Below are 22957 nucleotides of genomic sequence, written 5' to 3' on the forward strand. Positions count from 1 at the left end.
CACCCCCCTCTGTCCTGCCGGACATCTCCCCCGGAAGGGGGGAGATCAGCCATCACCGCTGACTTAGCCAATCGCCAATATTGCAGGATTGAATGGAGCGCCAAAGCCGCCAATCTCCCCCCTTGCGGGGGAGATGTCCGGCAGGACAGAGGGGGGTGCTGTCCCGCCAGCGTTGCAGTCTGATCCCAAGCCATCGACTAGCCGATCTCCGCGCCCAGCCCCGTCATCAGCCCCATGAACTCCGGAAAGCTCGTCGCAATCATCGCGGCGTCATCGATCGTCACCGGCTTTTCCGTCGCCAGCCCCATGACCAGAAAACTCATGGCGATGCGGTGGTCGAGATGGGTCTGCACGGTCGTGTCCTGGCCGTTCGGATGGCCACCCAGCCCCTTGCCGCCCGGTTTTCCGCGCACGGCGAGCGAGGCCTCGCCCTCGGTGCAATCGACGCCGTTGAGCTTCAGCCCGTTGGCGACGGCCGACAGCCGGTCGGACTCTTTCACGCGCAGCTCCTCCAGCCCCTGCATCAGCGTCTCGCCCTCGGCGAAGCTCGCCGCGACCGCCAGCACCGGATACTCGTCGATCATCGACGGCGCCCGCTCGGGCGGCACGGTGACGCCCTTCAACTCGGAGTAGCGCACGCGCAAATCGGCGACATCCTCGCCCCCGGCGTTGCGCGGGTTCAAAATGTCGATCTTGCCGCCCATTTCCTGGAGCGTCAAAAGCAGGCCGGTGCGGGTCGGGTTCATCAGCACGTTCTCGATTGTGATGTCGGAACCCGGCACGATCAGCGCGGCCACCAGCGGGAAGCCGGCCGAGGACGGGTCGCCCGGCACGGCGATGGTCTGGCCGGTCAGTCTGCCCTGTCCTTCGATAAAGATGTGGCGCACGCCGCGTTCGTCGGTTTCGACCGACAGATTGGCGCCAAAACCCTTCAGCATCTTTTCGGTGTGGTCGCGTGTCATCACCGGCTCGATCACCGTGGTAATGCCGGGCGTGTTGAGGCCGGCGAGCAGCACCGCCGACTTTACCTGCGCCGAGGCCATCGGCACACGATAGGTGATCGGGGCGGCATGCTTTGGCCCATGCAGCGTAATCGGCATGCGGTCGCCCGGCGTCGCCTTCAACACCTGCACGCCCATCTGGCGCAAGGGTTCGAGTACGCGGCCCATCGGCCGGCCGGACAGCGAGGCGTCGCCGATGAAGGTCGTTTCCATATCATAGGTGCCGACGAGGCCCATGGTGAGCCGCGAGCCGGTGCCGGCATTGCCGAAATCGAGCGGGCCGTCCGGCTGCAGCAGTGCGCCATTGCCTGTGCCGCGGATCACCCACTCGTCGCCGTTCTTCTCGATATGTGCGCCCATAGCCTTCATGGCAGCACCTGTGCGCATCACGTCCTCGCCTTCGAGCAGGCCGGTGATGCGGGTCTCCCCGGAGGCGAGGCCGCCGAACATGAAGGAGCGGTGCGAGATCGACTTGTCGCCCGGCACGCGCGCGATGCCGGAAAGGGCTGGGGATTGGCGGGCGGTGGCCGGCTTGGGCGCGGCGGCGTGAGACATGGAATTTCCCTGGACGGAATGCCGGCAGGCCGGCGCTTTTCATTTGTTGCGGCGGTCTCGTATCACGGCGGGCCGAAATGGTCATCCCCCATGGTCGTCACTGACGCGACGCCTTTCAACGTATGGTTTTGTGACGCCGGCTTTTCGCTTTGACAGCGCTGCAAACTGTGGTTAAGGGGACCACTCTTTTATTGACGAGGCTTGCCGTGGCAAAAACCGAACTTGGCACAAAACGTATCGACCCGGAGACGGGCCGAAAATTCTACGACCTGAACAAGGACCCGATCGTCTCGCCCTACACCGGCAAGACCTATCCGCGTTCCTATTTCGAGGAAGGCAAGATTGCCGCTCTCGAGGAGGAAGAGGAAGTGGCCGAGAAGGAAGTGGACGCCGAGGAAGAAGAGGGCGTTGAGGTCGTCTCGCTTGAAGAGGCCGACGAGGACGCCAAGGGCGACGACCTGCCGGATCTCGGCGACGACGAGGATGACGTCGACCTGGGCGACGACGAGGATGACACCTTCCTCGCCGACGAAGAGGAAGAAGATGACGACGTTGCCGACATGATCGGCGTCGGCGACGACGACGACGAGGTCTGATCGGCCTTGAAAGCGGGCGTTTGCAGGCTTTCGTAGCCTGCGAAGAAAAAGCGGCTCTTGAAGGCTTGATATCTGAGAAGGGCGGGGTTAGAAGCCGCCTGCACTAACGGCGCGGTCTCCAACCCGCGCCGGATCTCTTCGCCGGAAACGGCGCCGGTTGACTGCCGGAAGTGGGGCCATAGCTCAGTTGGGAGAGCGCTTGAATGGCATTCAAGAGGTCGTCGGTTCGATCCCGATTGGCTCCACCAAACAGTCCCTCTGCAATTCGCAGCCGATGAATGTGTGGTACTGCGGTCATCTGCGTTTGATGGTCAGTTCAGGCAACGCCGCTGAAAGCGCCCCCATCAAACGGAACGAACCAGCCATTTCTCGAGAGCAACTGTTCGCCGGACAAAGTCTTCACTGTTCATGGAGCGCTTAGAGACTGGAAGCCGGCCCGATCACCACTCGGCGAAGGAGCCGTCTTTGTGGCGCCAGACAGGGTTGCGCCAGCGGTGGCCTTCCTTGGCGCGTTCCTTGACATACTCCTCGTCGATCTCGACACCCAGGCCCGGGCCGTCGGGAATGGCGACATAACCATCCTCGTAGCGGAAGACATCCTTGTTGGCGGCATAGTCGAGCAGGTCGTTGGCGGCGTTGTAGTGGATGCCGAGGCTCTGCTCCTGGATGAAGCAGTTGTAGCTGACCGCGTCGAGCTGCAGGCACGCGGCAAGCGCGATCGGCCCGAGCGGGCAGTGCGGCGCCACCGCGACGTCATAGGCTTCCGCCATCGCCGCGATCTTGCGGCATTCGGTGATGCCACCGGCATGCGACAGATCAGGCTGGATGATGTCGACGACGCCTTCCTTGAACACGGATTTGAAGTCCCAGCGGCTGTAGAGCCGCTCGCCGAGCGCGATCGGCGTCGAGCCGAGCGCGGCGATCTCCTTCAGCGCCTCGCGGTTTTCGCTGAGCACCGGCTCCTCGATGAACATCAGCCTATAGGGTTCGAGTTCCTTGACCAGGGCACGCGCCATCGGCCGGTGCACGCGGCCATGAAAATCGACGGCGATGCCGATGTTGGGTCCGACGGCCTCGCGCACCATGGCGACGCGTTCGACAGCGGCGTCGATCTTGTCGTGGCTGTCGACGATCTGCAGTTCTTCAGTGCCGTTCATCTTGAGCGCCAGGAAGCCGCGCGCAACCATTTCCCGGGCACCAGCGGCCACTTCGGCCGGCCGGTCGCCGCCGATCCAAGAATAGACCTTGATCGTGTCGCGCAGCTTGCCACCGAGCAACTCATGCACGGGAACGCCGAGCGCCTTGCCCTTGATATCCCACAGTGCCTGGTCGATCCCCGCAATGGCGCTCATCAGGATCGGCCCGCCACGGTAGAAGCCGCCGCGGTGCATCACCGTCCAGTGGTCCTCGATCAGGCGGGGATCCTTGCCGATGAGGTAATCGCCAAGCTCCTTGACCGCTGCCTCGACGGTCAGAGCCCGGCCCTCGACGACCGGCTCGCCCCAGCCGGTGACGCCGGCATCGGTCTCGATCTTCAGGAACAGCCAGCGCGGCGGAACGATGTAGGTGGTGAGCGAGATGATTTTCATGCGCAATCTCAGTTGCTCTTGAGTTTCTTGGCGCTGACGAGGTCGCGCGCCGCAAGGTCGAGGATCTTGTTTGCGGCCCCACGCGCCGCCTCGGCGTCGCGCATGCGCAGCGCCTCGACCACCTCGCGGTGCGCCGCCACGGCCTCCATGCGCCGGTCGAGCGAAATCACCGCCGTCGCCTCGAGCGAGAATTTCAGCCCGGTGTCGATGAGATTGCCGATCTGGCGAAAGATCGGGTTATGGCTCGCGGCATAGACGATCTGGTGGAAAGCGATGTCGCTGCGCGAGAAGGCGGCGAGATCCTCGCCGGCGCCGGCCATGCCGCGCCATGCCGCTTCGAGATCGGCTATTTCCTGCAGCGTTGCGCGCGTGGCCGCCAGTTCGGCGACCAGCGGTTCGATGGCGCGGCGCGTTTCGAGGATGGCGTCGAACAGCTTGTCGTCCAGTGCATGCGGCGCGTGCCAGGCCAGCACCTGTGGGTCGATGATGTTCCAGTCGTCCTCGTTGCAGACGATCGTGCCGACGCGCGGCCGCGACAGCACCAGCCCCTTTGCCGCCAACACTTTCAGGGCCTCGCGGATGACAGTGCGGCTGACACCATATTCGACGCCGAGTTCGTTTTCGGTCGGCAAGGAGGATCCGGCCGGGTAGCGCCCGGAAAAGATGTCTGAGGCCATTGCCTTGGTCACATCGGGCATGACGCGCGGGCGGCGAGTGGCTGTGTCACCTTGCGGTTTCTTCAAAGTCCCGGTCACCCAGCCCTCCTCCAAGGCGGCGAACCGCTGGTTTCGCACAACCGGTCCGGCCTTAACGGATGCGGATCAATTGCGCCAGCGGTCACTGGTCAGAGCATGTACATTAATTATCATACCAGATCAATTGACTAGTATGATAAAAGCGATTAGAGAGTCCGGCATCCGGGCTGAGCGCCCGGTCTATCGCTGGGAGGAAATCATGCGACTTCTAAAGACCGCGCTCGTCGCGGGCGCGCTTGCCGTGCTGTCCGTCACGACCATCGCTGCATATGCTCAGGACACCAAGATCGGCTTCATCGTCAAACAGCCCGAGGAGCCGTGGTTCCAGGACGAATGGAAGTTCGCCGACCAGGCCGCCAAGGAAAAGGGTTTTACCCTGGTCAAGATCGGTGCCGAGGACGGTGAGAAGCTGATGTCGGCGATCGACAATCTCGGCGCCCAGGGCGCCCAGGGCTTCATCGTCTGCACACCGGACGTGAAGCTTGGCCCCGGCATCGTCGCCAAGGCCGCCGCCAACAATCTCAAGCTTATGACTGTCGACGACCGTCTGGTCGGCGCCGACGGCAAGGCACTGGAAGACGTGCCGCATATGGGCATTTCGGCCACCAAGATCGGCGAAGCCGTCGGCCAGGCGATCGTCGACGAAATGAAGGCGCGCGGCTGGAAGGCCGACGAGGTCGGCGCGATCCGCGTCTCGTATGACCAACTGCCGACCGCCGTCGATCGCGTCGAAGGCGCCATCTCGGTGCTGAAGGCAAACGGCTTCAAGGCCGAGAACATCATCGACGCCCCTCAGGCCAAGACCGACACGGAAGCTGCCCTCAACGCGGCGACCGTCGTGCTCAACGCCCATGCCGACATCAAGAAGTGGGTCTCCTTCGGCCTCAACGACGAGGCGGTGCTCGGCGCCGTGCGTGCAGCCGAAAGCGTTGGCATTCCGGCGGACGCCATGATCGGTGTTGGCATTGGCGGCGCGGATTCGGCGATCAACGAGTTCAAGAAGCCGACGGCCACCGGCTTCGTCGGCACCGTGATCATCTCGCCGAAGCGTCATGGCTACGAGACGGCGCTCAACATGTATGACTGGGTTGCCAACAACAAGGAACCGGAGAAGCTGATCCTGACCTCGGGTGCACTCGCCAAGCGCGACGACTACCAGAAGGTCCGCCAGGGTCTCGGCATCGAATAATCCTCCCTGTACAAACAGGCGGCGGCTCATCCCGCCGCCTGTTTGCCATTCCATAAGAGGATCGCTGCCCGTGTCCTTTCTCGACTTCTCGCACGTCACCAAGACCTATCCGGGCGTCAAGGCGCTGTCGGACGTCTCGTTCGGTGTCGACAAAGGCGCCGTGCATGGTTTGATGGGCGAGAACGGCGCCGGCAAATCCACCCTGATCAAGATACTGTCCGGCGACCAGCATGCCGATCAGGGCGAGATCCGCATCGACGGTAGGATTCAGGCCTATACCTCGACCCGGGATGCCTTCGACAATGGCGTCATTGTCATTCATCAGGAACTGCAACTCGTTCCTGAACTCACCGTTGCCGAAAACCTCAGCCTCGGTCGTTTCCCCGCCAACGCCGGCATCATCGCCGGCCGCCGGATGCTGGACGACGTCGGCGCCAAGCTGAAATCGGCCGGCATCGACATCGACATGCGCCGCAAGGTCAAGACGCTGTCCATCGGCGAACGCCAGATGGTCGAGATCGCCAAGGCGATCATGCTCGACGCACGCGTCATCGCGCTGGACGAGCCGACCTCGTCGCTGTCCTCGCGCGAAAGCGAAATCCTGTTTGCTCTGATCGACCGCCTGCGCGGCGAGGGCAAGGTCATCATCTACGTCTCGCACAGGCTCGACGAAGTGTTCCGGCTCTGCGACAGCCTGACCGTGCTGCGCGACGGCAAGCTCGCGGCGCATCATGCATCATTGAAGGGTGTCACGCGCGACCAGGTCGTCGCCGAAATGGTCGGTCGCGAAATCTCCGACATCTGGGGTTTTCGTCCGCGCAGGGCAGGCGATGTCCGCCTGAAGGTCGACGCTCTCAGCGGCCCCAAACTGAAGACGCCGGCCAGTTTCGAGGCGAGGGCAGGCGAGATCGTCGGCTTCTTCGGCCTGATCGGCGCCGGGCGCTCGGAACTGATGCGGCTGGTCTATGGCGCCGATCCGCGCTCGGGCGGCAGCATCACCGTCGACGGCAAGCTGGTCCGTGCCGCCGATCCGCGTGGTACGATCCGGGCCGGCATCGTGCTGTGCTCGGAGGATCGCAAGCATGACGGCATTATCCAGGGCCGCTCGGTCGAGGAGAACATCAACATCTCGTCGCGGCGCCATCACACGCGCTTCGGCGTGCTCAACCGCGCCAGCGAGATCGCCACCGCCGAAACCTTCATCAAGAAGCTCAAGGTGCGCACGCCGTCGCGCAAGCAGGACATCATCAATCTCTCCGGCGGCAACCAGCAGAAGGTCATCCTTGGCCGCTGGCTGTCCGAACAAGGGGTGCGGGTTCTCATCGTCGACGAACCGACGCGCGGCATCGATGTCGGCGCCAAATCGGAAATCTACGAATTGCTCTACCAGCTTGCGCAGGACGGCATGGCGATCGTCGTCGTCTCGTCCGAACTGCCGGAAGTGATGGGCATCTGCGACCGTATTCTGGTGATGTGCGGTGGCCGCGTCAGCGCCGAACTCACCCGCGACCAGTTCGCCGAAAGGGCGATCCTGGCCGCCGCTCTCCCCGATCAGAAAACCCCCGACGCGATCGCATCCTGAGGACTTTGGCATGACCGACCAGTTGAAAAAAATCCTGCTCGGCGAACAGGGCCTCGTCGTCATCTTTGTCGTCGCCTTCGCGCTGGTGTCGGCTCTGGTGCCGAACTTCCTTACCGACCGCAACATGCTCGGCCTGCTGCAGTCGGTGGTCACCGTCGGCATCGTCGCCTGCACCATGATGTTCTGCCTCGCCGCGCGCGACTTCGACCTGTCGGTCGGTTCGATCGTCGCCTTTGCCGGCATGGTCGCTGTGATGGCGTCGAATTACACCGGCTCGATCCTGCTTGGCCTGCTGGCGGCAATCGCCTGCGGTGGTTTCGTCGGCTTCATCAACGGCGTTGTCATCGCCAAATTTCGCATCAACGCGCTGATCACGACGCTGGCCACCATGCAGATCGTGCGCGGCTTTGCGCTGATCGCGTCCGACGGCCGCGCCGTCGGCATCAACAGCTCGGATTTCTATCAGCTGGCGCTCTCGAAACTGCTCGGCATACCGACGCCGGTCTGGGTGCTTGCCATCCTGTTTTGCATTTTCGGTTTCGTGCTCAACCGCACCGTCTTTGGCAAGAACACGCTGGCCATCGGCGGCAATCCTGAGGCCTCGCGGCTTGCCGGTGTCAATGTCGACTGGACGCGCATCTGGATATTCGCGTTGCAGGGCGTCGTCTGCGGTATCGCCGGCATCCTGCTGGCGTCGCGCATCACCTCGGGCCAGCCCAACGCGGCGGTGGGCTTGGAGCTTTCGGTCATCTCGGCCTGCGTGCTCGGCGGCGTCTCGCTCGCCGGCGGCCGCGCCACCATGTCGGGCGTCATCGTCGGCGTGCTGATCATGGGCATCGCCGAGAACGCCATGAACCTGCTCAACATCCCGGCCTTCTACCAGTACATCGTGCGCGGCGTTATTTTGCTGCTGGCCGTGCTGCTCGACAATCTGCGCTCATCGGCACTGGGTCGGCGATAGGCTGGAGGAACAAAAAATGGCTGTGCGCCTTTCCGGCAAACGCATCTTCCTGACGGGTGCCGCGCAAGGCATCGGGCTCGCCATCGCCGAGGCCTGCCTTGCCGAAGGCGCAAGACTGTTCCTCGTCGACCGCGACGGCGCACTGCTGGACAAGGCCGTCGCCGGCCTTGCCGCGCCGCACGGCCATGTCGGGCATGCGGCAGCCGACATCAGCGACGGAGCCGCGATTGCCACTGCCGTCGGCCAAGCGACCGACGAAATCGGCCACATCAACGCGCTGATCAACAATGCCGGGGTCAATGTGTTCTCGACGCCGCTCGAGGCGACCGAGGAAGAGTGGAACCGCAATTTCGACGTCAACGTCAAGGGCGCCTGGAATTGCAGCAAGGCTGTGCTGCCGGGCATGATCGCGAGCGGCGGCGGCGCCATCCTCAACATCGCCTCGACGCACAGCTTCACCATCATTCCGCACACCTTCCCCTATCCCGTCGCCAAGCACGCGCTGCTCGGCCTGACCAAATCGCTGGCGCTCGAATATGCGGCGCAAGGCGTGCGCGTGAACGCGCTGGCCCCCGGCTATGTCGAGACGCAGAAGGCGATCGACTACTGGAACAGCTTTGCCGATCCGGCCGCAGCACGCGCCAACACCATGGCGCTGCACCCCGGCGGCCGCATCGCCACGGCGCGCGAGATCGCGCTGGCCGCGGTGTTCATGATTTCCGACGAGTGCCCGTTCATGAACGCGGCGACGCTCGTCGTCGATGGCGGGCTGAGCCAGCTGCAGCATCCCGCCTGAACGCCGGAAAGACCATGACCAAGAGACGATCGCAGCATTGGTTCGGCGGGCTGGGCAAGGATGCCTTCATCCACCGCAGCTGGATGAAGAACAACGGCCTGCCCGACGATGCCTTCGACGGCCGCCCGGTGATCGGCATCTGCAACACCTTCTCCGAATTCACGCCTTGCCACGTCCATTTCCGTGGCCTGATCGAGCACATCAAGGCGGGGGTGCTGGAAGCTGGCGGCCTGCCGCTCGAATTCCCGGTCTTCTCTTGCGGCGAATCCAATCTGCGCCCGACAGCGATGCTGTTTCGCAACCTCGCCTCGATGGATGTCGAGGAGGCGATCCGGGGCAACCCGATGGATGGTGTCGTGCTGATGGCCGGCTGCGACAAGACCACACCGTCGCTGGTCATGGGCGCGGCCTCCTGCGACCTGCCGTCGATCGCCATCTCCGGCGGGCCGATGCTCAATGGCCGCTTCCAGGGCCACGAAATCGGTTCCGGCACCGATGTGTGGAAATTTTCGGAAGACGTTCGCGCCGGTGTGATGAGCGAGCAGGATTTCGCCAATGCCGAGAGCGCTATGTCGCGCTCGCCGGGCCACTGCATGACCATGGGCACGGCCTCGACCATGGCCTCGATGGTCGAGGCGCTCGGCCTGGCACTGCCCGGCAACGCCGCCTATCCCGCGGTCGACGCACGCCGCAGCCGCATCGCCCGCACGACCGGGCGGCGCATCGTCGAGATGGTCAATGAGGATCTGCGCCCGTCGGCCATCCTCAAGAAGGCGGCCTTCGCCAACGCTATCCGCGTCAACGGTGCGATCGGCGGCTCGACCAATGCGGTTGTGCATCTGCTGGCGATCGCCGGCCGCGTCGGCACTGAGCTGACGCTGGACGATTGGGACCATTATGGCCGCGACGTACCGACCATCCTAGATCTGATGCCATCGGGTCGCTTCCTGATGGAGGATTTCTGCTACGCCGGCGGCATTCCGGCGGTCATGAAGGAGATCGCCGATCTGCTCGATCTCGACGCGCTGACGGTCACCGGCAAGGCCGTACGCGACAACATCGCCGATGCCCAAAATTACAATCCCGAGGTTATCCGCCCGCGCGACAAGGCGCTTACCGCCCAGGGCGGCATCGCGGTGCTGCGCGGCAATCTGGCGCCGGACGGCGCTATCATCAAACCTTCGGCTGCTTCGCCAGGATTGATGAAGCATCGCGGCCGCGCCGTCGTGTTCGAGGACATCGACGACTACAAGGCGCGCGTCGACGATCCCTTGCTCGACATCGACGAGAGCTCGATCATGGTGCTGAAGAATAGCGGCCCCAAGGGCTATCCGGGGATGGCCGAGGTCGGCAACATGGCGCTGCCACGGAAGCTCCTGAAAAAGGGCGTCCGCGACATAATCCGCGTTTCCGATGCCCGCATGTCCGGCACTGCTTTCGGCACCGTTGTGCTGCATGCAGCACCCGAAGCCGCGGTCGGCGGCCCGCTGGCGCTGGTGAGGAGCGGCGACATGATCGAGCTCGATGTCGAAGCAAGGAAGCTGCATCTCGACGTGTCAGAACAGGAACTCGCAAAGCGGCGGACATCCTGGGCTCCGCCGCAGCCGGCTATGCGCGGCGGCTATCAGGGTCTTTACGTCGACCATGTGCTGCAGGCGGATCGCGGCGCCGACCTCGATTTTCTCGTCGGATGCCGTGGCCACGCCATTCCACGCGAAAGCCATTGAGGTCCGCGTGACAAAATTCAAACCTTATGATTTCCACGGCATTCACGCCATTCTCTACGCGCTCTTTGATGAGAACGAAAAACTCGACCGCGCGGCGATGCGCAGGCAGGTCGAGATCTGCCTGGCGAGCGGCGTGCACGGCATGGCGGCGCTCGGCTTGGCGACGGAAGTCGCCAAGCTGTCCGAGGCCGAGCGCCGGACGATCATGGACTGGACGGCGGAAGACACCGACGGAAAAGTGCCACTCGCTTTCACCATCTTCGGCGCTTCGGTGGCCGAGCAGGTCGCACAGGTTCGCCATGCTGAAAGCGTGGGAGCGGATTGGGTGATCCTGCAGCCGCCGCCGGTTGGGTCCTATGGTGCGCCGGAATACATCAAGTTCTTCGGCCGCGTTGCCGAGGCGACCGATCTGCCGGTGGTGATCCAGAACGCGCCGGCGTTTTTCGGGCGCGGCCTTTCATCAGACGAAATCCGCGACCTCGTCACGCTGTATCCCAACGTTAGGCTGATCAAGGGCGAGGGTCCGGTTACCGACATCGCCGGGCTGATCGAGCGCACCGATGGCCGGATACCGGTTTTCAACGGGCGTGGCGGCCTGGAACTGATCGACAATTTCCGCATCGGTTGCCGCGGCATGATCCTGGCGCCGGATTGCGCCGACTATGCCGTGCGCGCCTATCATGCGTTCCGCGCCGGAGGCGAAGCCACGGCCGAGGCTGAATATGCAAGAATGTTGCCGGCAGCGGTCTTCGTCATGCAAGGCATCGAAAACTTGATCTGCTATGGCAAGCGGCTGTTCGGCGCCCGCGCAGGCATCCCGATACACGACCGGGCTCCGGCGATGCGGCCCAGCGAGCCTGGCCTCGCGATGGTGGAGCGCTTTGCGATTGGTCTCGGTCGGTTGCCTGGCTGAACGTCAACTGCCTTTCAATAGGTCGTCCGCCCACCAGACAGGTCGAATGTAGAGGCGGTTGTAAAACTGTTCTCCTTGGAGACGAGCCAGGCGACCATGGCGGCGGCCTCGTCGACCTCCAGCAGGCGGCCGCGCGGAATGCGCGAGCGCATATATTCGATATGCTCCGGCGTCAGCTGTTCGAGAATGCGCGTCTGCGCCGTGGCTGGCGAGATGCAGTTCACCGCGATGTCGTACTGCGCCAGTTCCTTGCCGAGCGACTTGGTCAGGCCAATGACCGCCGCCTTCGAGGCCGAATAGGCTGATGCGTTGGGGTTGCCCTCCTTGCCGGCGACCGAGGCGATGTTGACGATGCGCCCGTAATTGCGCTCCTTCATTCCCGGAACCACCGCCCGGTTGACGTAGAACGTGCCGTTCACATTGACGTCGATGACCTTCTTCCACGTCTCGATGTCGTAGACGTCGAGCGGGGCGGCCGGGCCCGCGATCCCGGCGGAATTGACCAGAATGGAAATCTTGCCGGCGCCCTCTTCGGTCCTGGCGCGCGCGGCATCCACCGACGCCCAGTCGGCGACATCCACCAATTCTGTCGAAGCGGCGCTGCCGAGTTCTTCTCGTGCGGTCTCGAGACGTGCCTCATCGAGGTCCCACAAGCTGACCGTCGCGCCGGAGGCAACGAAGCGTCTGGCCATCGCGAAGCCGAGGCCCTGGGCGCCGCCGGTGACGACAGCGTGCTGGCCGTCAAGATCGATGCTGTTCATGTCGAGCGGTTCTTTCCGTTTGAGATTTTTCGTGGGCGCCCGCCGGCCTGTGCAGGCGGGCGATATCGCTACATGGTCGCGCCAAGGCTCCACGGCACGAACTCGTTGTCGCCATAGCCGAGCGCTTCCGACCTGGTGCGCCCGCCGGATGCCACGCGCAGGATCTCGGCGAAGATTTCCCGGCCCTTCTCGGCCAGCGAGACGCCGTCCAGTACATCCCCGCAATTGATGTCCATGTCCTCGCGCATCTGCTCGAAGATAAAGGTGTTGGAGGCAAGCTTGATCGAGGGCGTCGGCTTGCATCCGAAGGCCGAACCGCGGCCGGTGGTGAAGCACAATATGTTGGCGCCGCCGGCGACCTGCCCGGTGGCCGAGACCGGGTCGTAGCCGGGCGTGTCCATGAAGACGAGGCCGCGCTCGTTGATCGGCTCGGCATATTCCAGCACCGCGCGCAGATTGGTGGTGCCGCCCTTGGCGGAGGCGCCGAGCGATTTCTCCAGGATGGTCGTCAGCCCGCCCAGCTTGTTGCCGGGCGAGGGGTTGTTGTTCATCTCCATGTCGTGCCTGGCGGTATAATCCTCCCACCAGCGGATGCGTTCGATCAGCTTTTCACCCACTGCGCGGCTCTCGGCGCGCAAGGTGAGGAGATGTTCGGCGCCATAGATCTCCGGCGTCTCCGAAAGCACGGCCGTGCCGCCTTGCGCGACAAGCAGGTCCACCGCCGCGCCAAGTGCCGGATTGGCGCTGATGCCGGAATAGCCGTCCGAGCCGCCGCATTGCAGCGCAAGCACCAGTTCGGAGGCCGGCTGCGGCGTCCTTTCGGCAGCGTTCACCGTAGGCAGCATGTCGACGATCGCCTTGACGCCGGCTTCGACCGTCTTTCGCGTGCCGCCGGTTTCCTGGATGGTCATTGTGCGGAAGGTCGTGCTCTCCTCGATGTTGTAGGATTGCATCCAGCGTGGGATCTGGAACGCTTCGCAGCCGAGCCCGACCATCAGCACGCCGCCGACATTGGGGTTCGTGGCAAAGCCCCATTGCGTGCGCTTCAGCAGGTCGTAAGCGGGGCCTTTGGTGTCGATGCCGCAGCCGGTGCCGTGGACGAGCGCAATGACGCCATCGACATTGGGATAGTCGCGCAGGATGCCGGACCGGTTGACTTCGTCGGCGATGAACCGGGCGACGCTGGCAGAGCAGTTCACCGAGGTCAGGACGGCAATGAAGTTGCGCGTGCCCACCTTGCCGCTCGGCCGGCGGTAACCCATGAAAGTAGCGCGCTCGGCCTCGGCAACGACCTCGGTTTGCCTGGTATTGGTGCCGAAGACGTAGTCGCGTTCGAAATTGCGCAGATACACATTGTGCTCGTGAACCCAGTCGCCGGCGACGATGGATCCCCGCGCAAAACCAATGGTCTGGCCGTATTTCACGATCGGCTCGTCCGAGCCGATGTCGCGGAAGGCCATTTTGTGCCCGCGCGGTATGCGTGCCCTGGCCGCCACGTCCCCGGCTTTGTCGCCGATTTTCAACGGATCGACCGCCAGAAGAATGTTGTCGATATCCGACAGCTTGATGAACCGTGCCATGACCCAAACTCTGAAAAAGCTCCCCCCGACAAGGAGCGCCGAGAGGCAAAAGTGATTTGGAATACTAATATAACAGAATGTCAGTGGTCAAGATGCGGTTGCGAAAGGCCTGGACTGCAGGGCGTTGCGGCGGATCGGTTAGGTGAGTGGCGTGCAATGAGTGCGCCTTGCGGCGCAGTTTGAGGGCGGCAAACGGCTGGATGAAAGAACGGACCGCCGCACGGCCGGGACACGGTCAGTCGAGATGGAAGACCTCTTCCATGGCCGCCCACCATTCGCCGTCGGCGCGCGTCGGCAGCGGCGTCTGCATGGGGTCGCACAACTCCCACCGTTCTCCGGTTCGCGCAGGAAGATCGAATAGTTGCGGATGTCGGCGCGACTGATGACGTCCGGCACCTCGGGCCAGACGGCGGCGTGGACGCGCTTGTAGTCCGCGATCGCCTCGGCTTTCACGCCGATACAAAGCCCCATTCTTTGCATGCCGGTTGCTCGCGGGCTTCAGCCGAGAAGGTCGGCGGCAACTTCGAGCGTGTTGCGGAACGACGTCTCGAGATGGTGTTCCATCGCTTGCGCCGCACCCTCGGCGTCGTGGCGCTTCAGCGCGTCGAAAATGGCCTCGTGCTGCTCGATCGTCTGTTCGCCATAACCCGGTTTGGGGATGGCAAGATAGCGGCCGCGATCCATCTGTGCCTTTGAGATGTCGACGGCCCTCCAGATCATCGGCAGGCCGCAGATCTCGGCGATGGTGCGGTGGAAGACATCGTCGAGCTGTATCGCGGTGGCATATCTGCCGCGCGATATGGCGAGCCGGTGCGCCGCCATGTTGTCTTCCAGCAATTCGCTGGCTGCCGCTGTGAACTTGGCGGCCGCGCGTCGGGCGCTTTCCATCTCCAGGGCTCGCCGGATGACATAGGCTTCTTCCAGGTCGGCCCGGCTGATCGGAGCGACATAGGTGCCGGTCTGTGCCAGGATCTTGACCAGGCCCTCGTCGCTGATGCGCTTGACCGCTTCGCGAACGGGGGTGCGAGACACCCCCAGGGCCTCCGCGATGGCGACTTCGTTGATGACCTCTCCCGGCTTCAGCTGCCCGACGACGATCAGGTTGCGGATCTTGTGGTAGATCTGATCGCGGAGCGGAAGAGCCCGATTGAGCGTCGAAGGATCCAGGTCCATTGCAAATCCGTGTCTTCGTTCACCAGAAATGGCTAGATAATACTAGAATGTCAATTGGAACGCATCCAATGGAAGCGTCGGGTGTCGGTGACACGATGTCCATAACGACCGCCGGAATCCAGCTTGCCAGAACTGTTATATTAGTGCAATAGTCATCGTCCGCGGCGAGAAATTCAATCCGCAACCGAGAGCCTGGACTGAGCCGCGTGTTCAAAAGCGCGGACGTTCAAGCCAGTTCGAAGAGGGTCGAATTGCGTTTGAAGCGACTATTATACTAACATATCGACGGCCGATACCAAGGATGATCGGCCACCCGCCAGGAGGAACCTAGCCAGATATGACTGTCGCCGCCGATTGCGCCCTGGACATGCGAGGCATCAGCAAGACGTTCCCGGGCGTGAAGGCTCTGTCCAACGTCAATTTCGCCGTGAAATTCGGCACGGTTCATGCGGTCGTGGGTGAGAACGGCGCCGGCAAATCGACGCTCATGAAAGTGCTCAACGGGTCCTACGCACCCAGCAGCGGCACAATCAGGGTCGGCGGCGCCGAGGTGCGCATGCGCCGGCCCGCCGACGCCCAGGCGCTCGGCATCCGCATGGTGCATCAGGAAATCAATCTGGTCGCCGACCTGAGCGTCGCCGAAAACGTCTATCTCGGCCGCATGCCGGGCAAGTGGATCTTTCTGCGCAAGGGCGAGATGATCCGGGCTGCGACCGCCGTCCTCGATGAGCTCGGAGCGGCCATCAACCCGCGTGAACGGCTCGGCAACCTGTCGATCAGCCAGCAGCAGCTCGTCGAGATCGCCAAGGCCTACGCGGCGCAGCCCAGGATCATCGTCCTGGACGAACCGACATCCAGCCTCAGCGAGCATGAGACGGCGGCGTTGTTCCGGATCCTGCGCAAGATGCGCGATGACGGCATCGCCATCATCTACATCAGCCACCGACTGAAGGAGGTGCTCGAAATCGCCGACGAGGTGACTGTGCTGCGCGACGGCTCAATGATCGAGACGCGTCCGATCGAAGGCATAAATGCCGCTCACATGATCAGGCTGATGGTCGGTCGCGAAGTCAGCAATGTCTTCCCGAAAAGCCCGGCCGAGATCGGCAAGTCGGTGCTGCGCGTCGAACGCATCAGCGACGGCACGCGCTTCCGCAATGTCAGCTTCGATGTACGCGCCGGCGAGATACTGGGCTTGACGGGGCTGGTGGGCGCTGGCCGCACCGAGGTCGCCCGCGCAATCTTCGGCCTGTCGCGGCTTGTCGAGGGCTCGGTCAGCGTCAACGGACGCGAGGTCTCGATCAACTCGCCATCCCAGGCGGTCAGGGCAGGCATTGCCTATGTTCCGGAAGATCGCAAGGGCGACGGCGTCGTGCCTGGAATGTCGATCCGGGAAAACATCAGCCTGCCCATACTGCGCCGCCTGAGCCGTTTCGGGCGCATCAGCCGCAGCGCCGATCACTCGCTTGCCGCGGACTCGGTCAAGCAGTTTTCGATTTCACCGCCCGACGGCGAACGGCGCATCAGCCTTCTGTCGGGCGGTAACCAGCAGAAGGCGGTCATCGCCAAATGGCTTGCCGCCAAACCTTCGGCCTTGATCCTCGACGAGCCGACGCGGGGCGTCGACGTCGGCGCCAAGGCCGAGATCCACCACATCATCGGCCAACTCGTCGCCGGTGGCATGGCGGTCGTGATGATCTCGTCGGAGCTGCCCGAAATCCTCGGCGTCTGCGACCGCGTGGTGGTGATGCGCGATGGCTATGCCTCCGAGCCTCTCCTGCGCAGCGAATTGAGCGAGGAGCGCATCATGGCGCTAGCCACGGGGGAGGAGACGGCGTGACCGAAGCTGCCACGGAGATCGGCGGCGTGAACCGCAACGACCGCTTTACGCGTGGCAGCAGGCTTGTCGATGTCCTGTCGAAGGCGGGGCTGGCCTTCGCTATCCTCGCCGTGATGCTCTACGGCTCCTTCGTCAGCCCCGCCTTCTTCACATCAGGCAATTTGCTCAACGTCCTGACCTCGATGTCCATCGTCGGCATCGTCGTCGTCGGCATGACCTTCGTGCTCGTGGTCGGCGGCCTGGCCGACCTGTCGGTGCCGGCCACCATCGCCTGCGGCGCCATCCTGTCGCTCGGGCTGCAGCCGATGATCGGACCGCTGCCGGCCTTCGTGCTGGCGGTTGGTCTCGCGGGCCTCATAGGCCTGCTCAACGGGGTCCTGGTCGGATATGTCGGCATCAATCCAATCATTGCCACGCTCGGCATTGGCACGATCGGACTGGGCATCGTCCAGGCGGCTGTCGGCGGGGTCATCGTCTATGGCAGCAATCCCGCCTCCGCCGAATTCGCCAAGGGCCGGCTGTTCGGCATTCCGGTCGTGGTGCTGATCTTCCTGGTCATTGCTCTTGTCGGCCATTTCGTCCTGTCCCGCTCCTTCTGGGGCAGATGGACGCTCGCCACCGGAGGCAATTACAGCGCCGCCGAGGCGAGTGCCGTTCCGGTGCAGGCCGTGAAGGCCGGCGCTTTCGTGATCACGGCACTCGCTTCCGGCATCAGCGGCGGCCTGCTCGGGCTGACGCTGCAGAGCGCGCGACCGCTCATCGGCGGCGGCTACGAATTCAGTGCCATCACGGCGGTGGTGGTCGGCGGCGTGTCGATCGTCGGCGGCTTCGGATCGGTGCCACGGGCCATCGCCGGCCTCATCTTCGTGCAACTGCTGACCAACGTCATGGTGCTCGACGGTGTGCGCACGCCGATCCAGGGTTTCGTGCTCGGCATCCTGATCGTCGGCGCCGTCGGCATGGATGCGGCGCTGCGCAAGCGGGGCGTGTCGTGATGCGTTTTCTTTCGCTTGTCTCGCAGTATCGCGTCATCGTCATTCTCGGTCTGACGCTGGTCATTTCCGCGCTGGTGGTCCCCGGCTACCTCTCGGCATCGACCCTCGGCCTCGGCCTCGATCGGGCGGCGACAATCGGCCTGATCGCGATCGGCCTGACGGTGCTTTTGATATCGGGCCAGATCGACCTCTCCGGTGGCGCGGTGTTTGCCCTGGCCGGCATCGTATCGGTCATCCTGCAGCGAGAGATCGGCATCCTCCCTGCCGCGATCGTCGGCATCCTGGTCGGTACCCTGGCAGGCGCCGTCAACGGCATGCTGGTCGTCGGCCTGAAGGTGAATTCGCTCGTGCTGACGCTCGCGACGATGCTGATCTTCCGCTCGCTCGCGCACTGGATCACCAACAGCCAGCCGGTGACCGGAACCGACATCATGCTCTCCCTGGCGCTGGCCAAGATCTATCTCGATGTCTTCACCCTCCGCAGCGCGCTGTTCATCGCCCTGATCGTGCTGCTGCATTTCTGGCTGACGCGCACCATACCTGGGCGCAACGTCTTTGCGGTGGGGTCCAACCCGGCGGCTGCCAAGGAAAGCGGTATCGCCTCGGACCGTATCGTCTTTCTCGGCTTTGTCTTTGCCGGCACGCTTGCCGGCCTGGCGGGGGTTCTCCAGAGCCTCGTCACCAACACCGGCTCGCCTGTCTTCGGCTCGGAACTGACGGTCGCCGTCATTGCCGCGGTCGTTGTCGGCGGAACTCGTCTCGAAGGCGGCAGGGGATCCGCGCTCGGCACGCTCGGCGGCGTGCTGACAATCGGCTCGCTGACCATCGCGATGGAGTTCCAGTCCGTTCCCGCATACGTCCAGCAGGTCGTGTCCGGGCTTATCCTGATCCTGCTCGTCGTGCTCGATCGGGCCGTTACCACCAAGGGGAGGGCTCCGGGCACGCGCCCGGCGCTCGTTCGCGACAATCCAATCACTCAAGGAGGAACCACATGATTGGGAGGAAACACATGATTGGCAAGAAAAGCATGCTTCACGTCGCCGCTATGGCGGCTGTGCTGGCATCGACGGGTTGGGCCAGCGCCAAGACGGTCTGCTACGTGACGGCAGCGGATTCGCATGCCTACGCGACGCCGGCCAACAAGGCGCTTCAGGCGCGCGCCGCGGAACTCGGCATCGAGATCCTGAGCCTCAGCCAGGATTTCGACGTCCAGAAAGGCACCGAGCAGCTCAACACCTGCGTTGCGCGCAAGGTCGACGGCATCATCCTGTGGCCGCTCGACCCGCAGGCATACATACCGGGGCTGGCGCGCGCACAGCAGGCGAACATTCCGGCGATCCTCATCAATTCGCCGATGAGCGACGATGCCAAGCCGTTCATCAAGTCGTTCACCGGGCCTGATGTCTACGAGGAAGGCAAGCTGGCGGCGGACTCGCTGAGCAAGGCGCTCGGCGGCAAGGGCTCCGTCGTCATCATCGCCGGCCAGGCCGGCAACGGCACCACGATCGGACGTGTCAGCGGCTTCACCGACCGTCTCAAGGAAACCAATGCCGACATCAAGGTGCTCGACACGGTCAATGCCGACTTCGACCAGCAAAAGGCGCTGGTGGTCAGCCGCGATCTGATCACACGCTTCGGCGACCAGATCAGCGGTGTCTACGCCAATGACGACACGATGGCCCGCGGCTTCATCGACGCATGGAAGGAGGCGAACCCCTCCAAGGCCGCACCGCCGATCGTCGGCATCAACGGCCAGAAAGACGCGTTCGAATCGATCCGCACCAGTGAGATGTACTCGACCATCGTCCAGTCGCCCGTCGAGGATGGCCGCCTGGCGATCAACACGATGGCCGAAATCATCGACGGGAAGCAGGTCAAGGACCGGCTGCCCATTCCGCTGACCGTCGTCACCAAGGACAATGTCAACGCGGTCGAACCCGCGTTCTGATTCAGGAAGGCCGGCCCGGTGCACTCGGGTCGGCCTCACCGCCGACGCGTTGGAGAGAGAAATTCTAATAGCGGCGACAGAATTGGAATAAACTAACTCTACAGAGTTTGTGGAATAAGCAATCTGCACTGGCGATCTGGTTTCCACCCGGACAGGACCACGCCATGCCCACTCTCTTACGCTCGCCCTCGACCAAAGCAGACATATCCAGTCGCCAGGCAGCGGGAGAAAGGCCATGAGCCGGATCGTGCCAGACCGCATCAAGGTGCTCTGGTTTCTGCCGACGCATGGCGACAGCCGCTATCTCGGCACAGCCGAGGGCGGCAGATCGGTCGATCTGCCGTATCTGACGCAAGTGGCGAAGGCGGCCGACACGCTCGGCTACTATGGCGTGCTGTTGCCGACCGGCCGCTCGTGCGAGGATTCCTGGGTGATCGCATCGGCCCTCGTACCGATGACCGAACGCTTGCGTTTCCTTGTCGCCGTGCGGCCCGGTTTGCAGTCGCCGACGCTGGCCGCGCGCATGACTGCGACGCTGGATCGCATCTCCAATGGCCGCCTGCTGATCAACGTCGTCACCGGCGGCGATCCGCTGGAGAACAAGGGCGACGGCATTTTCCTGTCGCATGCCGAACGTTACGAGGTGACGCAGGAATTCCTTCGGATTTACAAGCGGGTGCTGAGCGGCGAGACGGTCGAGCATGAGGGCAAGCATTTCCGCATCGAGGATGGAAGGCTGCTGTTTCCGCCGGTGCAGACGCCCTACCCCCCGCTCTATTTCGGCGGCTCGTCCGACGCTGGGTCCGTGGTGGCGGCGCAGGAGATCGACAAATATTTGACCTGGGGAGAGCCGCCAGCCGATGTAGAGCGCAAGCTGGACGGCATGCGTGAACTGGCGCAGAAGGCTGGCCGCAAGCTCTCCTTCGGCATTAGGCTGCATGTCATCGCCCGCGAAACCACCGAGGAGGCCTGGGCCGCTGCCGACAGGCTGATCAGCCGGCTCGACGACGCGACGATCGCCTCGGCGCAGAAGGTCTTTGCCCGCATGGATTCGGTCGGCCAGGCGCGGATGAGCGCATTGCATGGCGGCAATCGCGCCAAGCTCGAGATCGCCCCCAACCTCTGGGCCGGCGTCGGCCTGGTGCGCGGCGGCGCAGGTACCGCACTTGTCGGCGATCCCGACACGATCGCCGAGCGCATCGACGAGTACCGGCGCCTCGGCATCGATACCTTCATCCTTTCCGGCTATCCACATCTCGAAGAAGCCTATCGCTTCGGCGAGCTGGTGCTGCCGAAACTGCCGACCGACCATCCGGTCAAGGCAGCCGGCTCGTCCGTAAACACCGGTCCGTTCGGCGAAACCATCGCCGGCGACCACCGGCCGAAGTCGCTCGCCAGCGCCTCGTGAACTTGCTTCCTGCGTCCTCGCGGTTGCGCGTCGCCATTATTGGCGGCGGCTTTTCCGGTGCGGCGGTGGCGTGGCACCTGGCGCAAATGCCTCGACCGGAGCGCATTTCCATTTCCGTGATCGAGCCGCGACCCTTGATTGGCGGTGGCCTTGCCTATTCCAGCGAGGAACCCTCTCATCGGGTCAATGTTCCCGCGGTCAGGATGAGCATGGCTCCCGACGACCCGCAGCATTTTGCACGCTGGTTGACTGGCAGCGGAGAACTCGAACACGACCCGGATGCGATCTGGATGAACGGCGACGCTTTTCCGCGCCGGCGCGTGTTCGGTCGCTATGTTGCCGAGCATCTGGCGCCGCATCTCAATTCCGGCCTTGTCCATCATGTTGAAGGTTCCGCCACACGCGTGACACGCGATGCCAGTGGCGCGGGCTGGACCGTGCACACCTCTGCCGGACCGGTCGCCTCCGACATCGTCGTTCTAGCAGCAACGCATCCGCAGCCTGCAATTCCAGCCGCGTTGATCCACCTGACGGAAGCGCCGGGTTTCATCGCCGACCCATACGCAGCCGCGGCGCTTGCCGGGATCGGGCCGGACGCCTCGGTGCTGATCGTCGGCTCCGGGCTGACCTCGGCCGACATGGTCGCCGAACTTGACCGTCGTGGCCATCGTGGCCGCATCCTCACGCTGTCGCGCCGCGGCTTACGCTCGCGCGGACACCCCGATGTCAGGGGCGAGCCTTTTGGCGATTTTGCATCCGCGCCGGCGACGACGGCGCTCGGCCTGCTCAGGACCATTCGCGCGACGCTGGCAGCGGCAAGAGCGGCCAATGTCAACTGGCAGTCGGTCTTCGACCAGTTGCGCCTGCAGGGGCCGGTGCTGTGGGCCGCACTTGCCCCGCCGGAGCGGGCAAGGCTGGTCCGCCAGCTGCGCGTGTTCTGGGACGTGCATCGTTTCAGGATCGCCCCGCAGGTCGCCGCCGTGCTCGACCGGCGCCATGCCGCCGGTACAGTCGACACCATTGCCGCCAGGCTTGTCGCGTCGAACGATGAGGACGGCAGCCTGGCTGTCAGCTTTCAACGGCGCGGGCAGACCCGGATCGAGGCGGCGCGCTTCGCTGCCGTCATCAACACCACCGGTCCGGCTCATGGGCAGGCGCTGCAGCTGAACCCGGCGCTGAGCTCGCTGGCGGAAACCGGCTTGATCAGGACGGACCAATATGGGCTTGGCATCGAGACAGGTCTCGACAGCCGCGCGATCGGCCGGGACGGTGAGGCGGTCGCGACACTCCTGGTCGCCGGCCCGCTGGCACGAGGGACTTTCGGCGAGCTCATGGGTCTGCCGGAAGTCGCTCGCCATGCCCAGGCGGTCGCGGTTGAAATTGCCAAGCTGCTGGTAACGCTGCCGTCAGCGCAGGCCATCGGCGCCAATGCCGCGCAGGGTCCGGTCATGAGCTGACACCGGCAAACCGGGTTGGCCGAGCAAAATTGGTATTTCCGTCCCAAGAGGGGCTCAAAAACGGAAAATCCTTCTTTGTATATAGATTCTATAAACATAATAAATACCGACGAAACCGGCTGCGGTCGGAT

The 22957-nt window shown here is 63.7% G+C and carries 19 protein-coding genes, 1 tRNA gene and 1 pseudogene; 14 read left to right on the top strand and 7 right to left on the bottom strand.

From position 1 onward, the window contains the following. Positions 1-197 precede the first annotated feature (197 nt). The gene (gene aroA, locus NKJ04_RS02275; RefSeq protein WP_352673247.1) at positions 198-1556 is read right to left on the bottom strand and encodes a 3-phosphoshikimate 1-carboxyvinyltransferase; all 1359 of its coding nucleotides are present in this window, start codon (positions 1554-1556) and stop codon (positions 198-200) included. Between the two features lie 206 nt (positions 1557-1762). Here aroA and NKJ04_RS02280 point away from each other — a divergent pair, with 206 nt between their 5' ends. Both NKJ04_RS02280 and NKJ04_RS02285 read left to right on the top strand, forming a co-directional pair. Continuing rightward, on the top strand, positions 1763-2152 hold the full coding sequence (locus NKJ04_RS02280; protein ID WP_023811519.1) for a TIGR02300 family protein: 390 nt from the start codon (positions 1763-1765) through the stop codon (positions 2150-2152). A gap of 172 nt (positions 2153-2324) precedes the next feature. After that, positions 2325-2400, top strand: a tRNA-Ala gene (locus tag NKJ04_RS02285). A 192-nt stretch (positions 2401-2592) separates the two neighbouring features. Here the strand turns inward: NKJ04_RS02285 and dgoD are convergent. Both dgoD and NKJ04_RS02295 read right to left on the bottom strand, forming a co-directional pair. Further along, positions 2593-3741, bottom strand: coding sequence for a galactonate dehydratase (dgoD, locus tag NKJ04_RS02290; RefSeq protein WP_128302808.1), 1149 nt, complete (start codon positions 3739-3741; stop codon positions 2593-2595). Positions 3742-3749: 8 nt separating this feature from the next. Then, complete coding sequence (locus tag NKJ04_RS02295) at positions 3750-4496, bottom strand: FadR/GntR family transcriptional regulator (RefSeq protein ID WP_128302809.1); 747 nt, start codon at positions 4494-4496, stop codon at positions 3750-3752. A 199-nt stretch (positions 4497-4695) separates the two neighbouring features. Between NKJ04_RS02295 and NKJ04_RS02300 the strand changes: the two genes are divergently transcribed. The 6 genes from NKJ04_RS02300 (at position 4696) to NKJ04_RS02325 (ending at position 11664) form a co-directional block, all read left to right on the top strand. Beyond that, a complete protein-coding gene (locus tag NKJ04_RS02300; RefSeq protein WP_352673251.1) occupies positions 4696-5685 on the top strand; it encodes an arabinose ABC transporter substrate-binding protein in 990 nt (329 codons plus the stop codon). A 70-nt stretch (positions 5686-5755) separates the two neighbouring features. Then, entirely contained in the window at positions 5756-7267 is a 1512-nt protein-coding gene (gene araG / locus NKJ04_RS02305; protein WP_352673253.1) for an L-arabinose ABC transporter ATP-binding protein AraG, read from the top strand. A 10-nt stretch (positions 7268-7277) separates the two neighbouring features. Beyond that, positions 7278-8228: an L-arabinose ABC transporter permease AraH gene (gene araH / locus NKJ04_RS02310; RefSeq protein WP_352673256.1), complete on the top strand. Its 951-nt coding sequence runs from the start codon at positions 7278-7280 to the stop codon at positions 8226-8228. Between the two features lie 16 nt (positions 8229-8244). Continuing rightward, positions 8245-9024 carry an SDR family oxidoreductase gene (locus NKJ04_RS02315; protein ID WP_352673258.1) on the top strand — a complete coding sequence of 260 codons (780 nt, stop codon included), beginning with the start codon at positions 8245-8247 and terminating at the stop codon, positions 9022-9024. 14 nt (positions 9025-9038) lie between these two features. Beyond that, positions 9039-10751 carry an IlvD/Edd family dehydratase gene (locus tag NKJ04_RS02320; RefSeq protein WP_352673261.1) on the top strand — a complete coding sequence of 571 codons (1713 nt, stop codon included), beginning with the start codon at positions 9039-9041 and terminating at the stop codon, positions 10749-10751. Between the two features lie 7 nt (positions 10752-10758). Next, a complete protein-coding gene (locus NKJ04_RS02325; RefSeq protein WP_352673263.1) occupies positions 10759-11664 on the top strand; it encodes a dihydrodipicolinate synthase family protein in 906 nt (301 codons plus the stop codon). Between the two features lie 14 nt (positions 11665-11678). Here the strand turns inward: NKJ04_RS02325 and NKJ04_RS02330 are convergent, their stop codons facing one another. The 4 genes and pseudogenes from NKJ04_RS02330 to NKJ04_RS02345 all read right to left on the bottom strand — a co-directional run bounded on the left by NKJ04_RS02330 (position 11679) and on the right by NKJ04_RS02345 (position 15178). After that, the gene (locus NKJ04_RS02330; protein ID WP_352673266.1) at positions 11679-12425 is read right to left on the bottom strand and encodes an SDR family NAD(P)-dependent oxidoreductase; all 747 of its coding nucleotides are present in this window, start codon (positions 12423-12425) and stop codon (positions 11679-11681) included. 68 nt (positions 12426-12493) lie between these two features. Continuing rightward, positions 12494-14005, bottom strand: coding sequence for a UxaA family hydrolase (locus NKJ04_RS02335; protein ID WP_023811529.1), 1512 nt, complete (start codon positions 14003-14005; stop codon positions 12494-12496). 235 nt (positions 14006-14240) lie between these two features. Then, a pseudogene (locus tag NKJ04_RS02340) lies at positions 14241-14485 on the bottom strand (L-rhamnose mutarotase). Positions 14486-14503: 18 nt separating this feature from the next. Then, a complete protein-coding gene (locus NKJ04_RS02345; RefSeq protein ID WP_352673268.1) occupies positions 14504-15178 on the bottom strand; it encodes a GntR family transcriptional regulator in 675 nt (224 codons plus the stop codon). Positions 15179-15515: 337 nt separating this feature from the next. Here NKJ04_RS02345 and NKJ04_RS02350 point away from each other — a divergent pair, with 337 nt between their 5' ends. From NKJ04_RS02350 to NKJ04_RS02375, 6 genes are all read left to right on the top strand, one after another. Further along, positions 15516-17018 carry a sugar ABC transporter ATP-binding protein gene (locus NKJ04_RS02350; RefSeq protein ID WP_128302818.1) on the top strand — a complete coding sequence of 501 codons (1503 nt, stop codon included), beginning with the start codon at positions 15516-15518 and terminating at the stop codon, positions 17016-17018. Beyond that, complete coding sequence (locus NKJ04_RS02355; RefSeq protein WP_352673272.1) at positions 17015-18013, top strand: ABC transporter permease; 999 nt, start codon at positions 17015-17017, stop codon at positions 18011-18013. Before NKJ04_RS02350 ends, NKJ04_RS02355 begins: the two co-directional genes overlap by 4 nt. Continuing rightward, on the top strand, positions 18013-19008 hold the full coding sequence (locus tag NKJ04_RS02360; protein WP_127322263.1) for an ABC transporter permease: 996 nt from the start codon (positions 18013-18015) through the stop codon (positions 19006-19008). The genes NKJ04_RS02355 and NKJ04_RS02360 overlap by 1 nt, the downstream gene beginning before the upstream one ends. A gap of 14 nt (positions 19009-19022) precedes the next feature. Beyond that, entirely contained in the window at positions 19023-19961 is a 939-nt protein-coding gene (locus tag NKJ04_RS02365) for a sugar ABC transporter substrate-binding protein (RefSeq protein WP_352673274.1), read from the top strand. A gap of 235 nt (positions 19962-20196) precedes the next feature. Then, on the top strand, positions 20197-21369 hold the full coding sequence (gene ssuD / locus NKJ04_RS02370; RefSeq protein ID WP_352673276.1) for an FMNH2-dependent alkanesulfonate monooxygenase: 1173 nt from the start codon (positions 20197-20199) through the stop codon (positions 21367-21369). Beyond that, positions 21366-22826, top strand: coding sequence for an FAD/NAD(P)-binding protein (locus tag NKJ04_RS02375; RefSeq protein ID WP_128302821.1), 1461 nt, complete (start codon positions 21366-21368; stop codon positions 22824-22826). Before ssuD ends, NKJ04_RS02375 begins: the two co-directional genes overlap by 4 nt. Positions 22827-22957: the final 131 nt, after the last annotated feature.

Source organism: Mesorhizobium sp. M0618, assembly GCF_040320765.1.
In the GTDB taxonomy this organism is placed as follows: Bacteria; Pseudomonadota; Alphaproteobacteria; order Rhizobiales; family Rhizobiaceae; genus Mesorhizobium.

What these genes read in the sequence shown, in the direction of transcription:
- NKJ04_RS02315 (WP_352673258.1), top strand. Translation starts at nt 8,245, where the DNA reads ATGGCTGTGCGCCTTTCCGGCAAACGCATCTTCCTGACGGGTGCCGCG.
- NKJ04_RS02330 (WP_352673266.1), bottom strand. Translation starts at nt 12,425, where the DNA reads ATGAACAGCATCGATCTTGACGGCCAGCACGCTGTCGTCACCGGCGGC.
- NKJ04_RS02335 (WP_023811529.1), bottom strand. Translation starts at nt 14,005, where the DNA reads ATGGCACGGTTCATCAAGCTGTCGGATATCGACAACATTCTTCTGGCG.
- NKJ04_RS02320 (WP_352673261.1), top strand. Translation starts at nt 9,039, where the DNA reads ATGACCAAGAGACGATCGCAGCATTGGTTCGGCGGGCTGGGCAAGGAT.
- NKJ04_RS02365 (WP_352673274.1), top strand. Translation starts at nt 19,023, where the DNA reads ATGATTGGCAAGAAAAGCATGCTTCACGTCGCCGCTATGGCGGCTGTG.
- NKJ04_RS02345 (WP_352673268.1), bottom strand. Translation starts at nt 15,178, where the DNA reads ATGGACCTGGATCCTTCGACGCTCAATCGGGCTCTTCCGCTCCGCGAT.
- NKJ04_RS02350 (WP_128302818.1), top strand. Translation starts at nt 15,516, where the DNA reads ATGACTGTCGCCGCCGATTGCGCCCTGGACATGCGAGGCATCAGCAAG.
- NKJ04_RS02360 (WP_127322263.1), top strand. Translation starts at nt 18,013, where the DNA reads ATGCGTTTTCTTTCGCTTGTCTCGCAGTATCGCGTCATCGTCATTCTC.
- araH (WP_352673256.1), top strand. Translation starts at nt 7,278, where the DNA reads ATGACCGACCAGTTGAAAAAAATCCTGCTCGGCGAACAGGGCCTCGTC.
- dgoD (WP_128302808.1), bottom strand. Translation starts at nt 3,741, where the DNA reads ATGAAAATCATCTCGCTCACCACCTACATCGTTCCGCCGCGCTGGCTG.
- aroA (WP_352673247.1), bottom strand. Translation starts at nt 1,556, where the DNA reads ATGTCTCACGCCGCCGCGCCCAAGCCGGCCACCGCCCGCCAATCCCCA.
- NKJ04_RS02300 (WP_352673251.1), top strand. Translation starts at nt 4,696, where the DNA reads ATGCGACTTCTAAAGACCGCGCTCGTCGCGGGCGCGCTTGCCGTGCTG.
- ssuD (WP_352673276.1), top strand. Translation starts at nt 20,197, where the DNA reads ATGAGCCGGATCGTGCCAGACCGCATCAAGGTGCTCTGGTTTCTGCCG.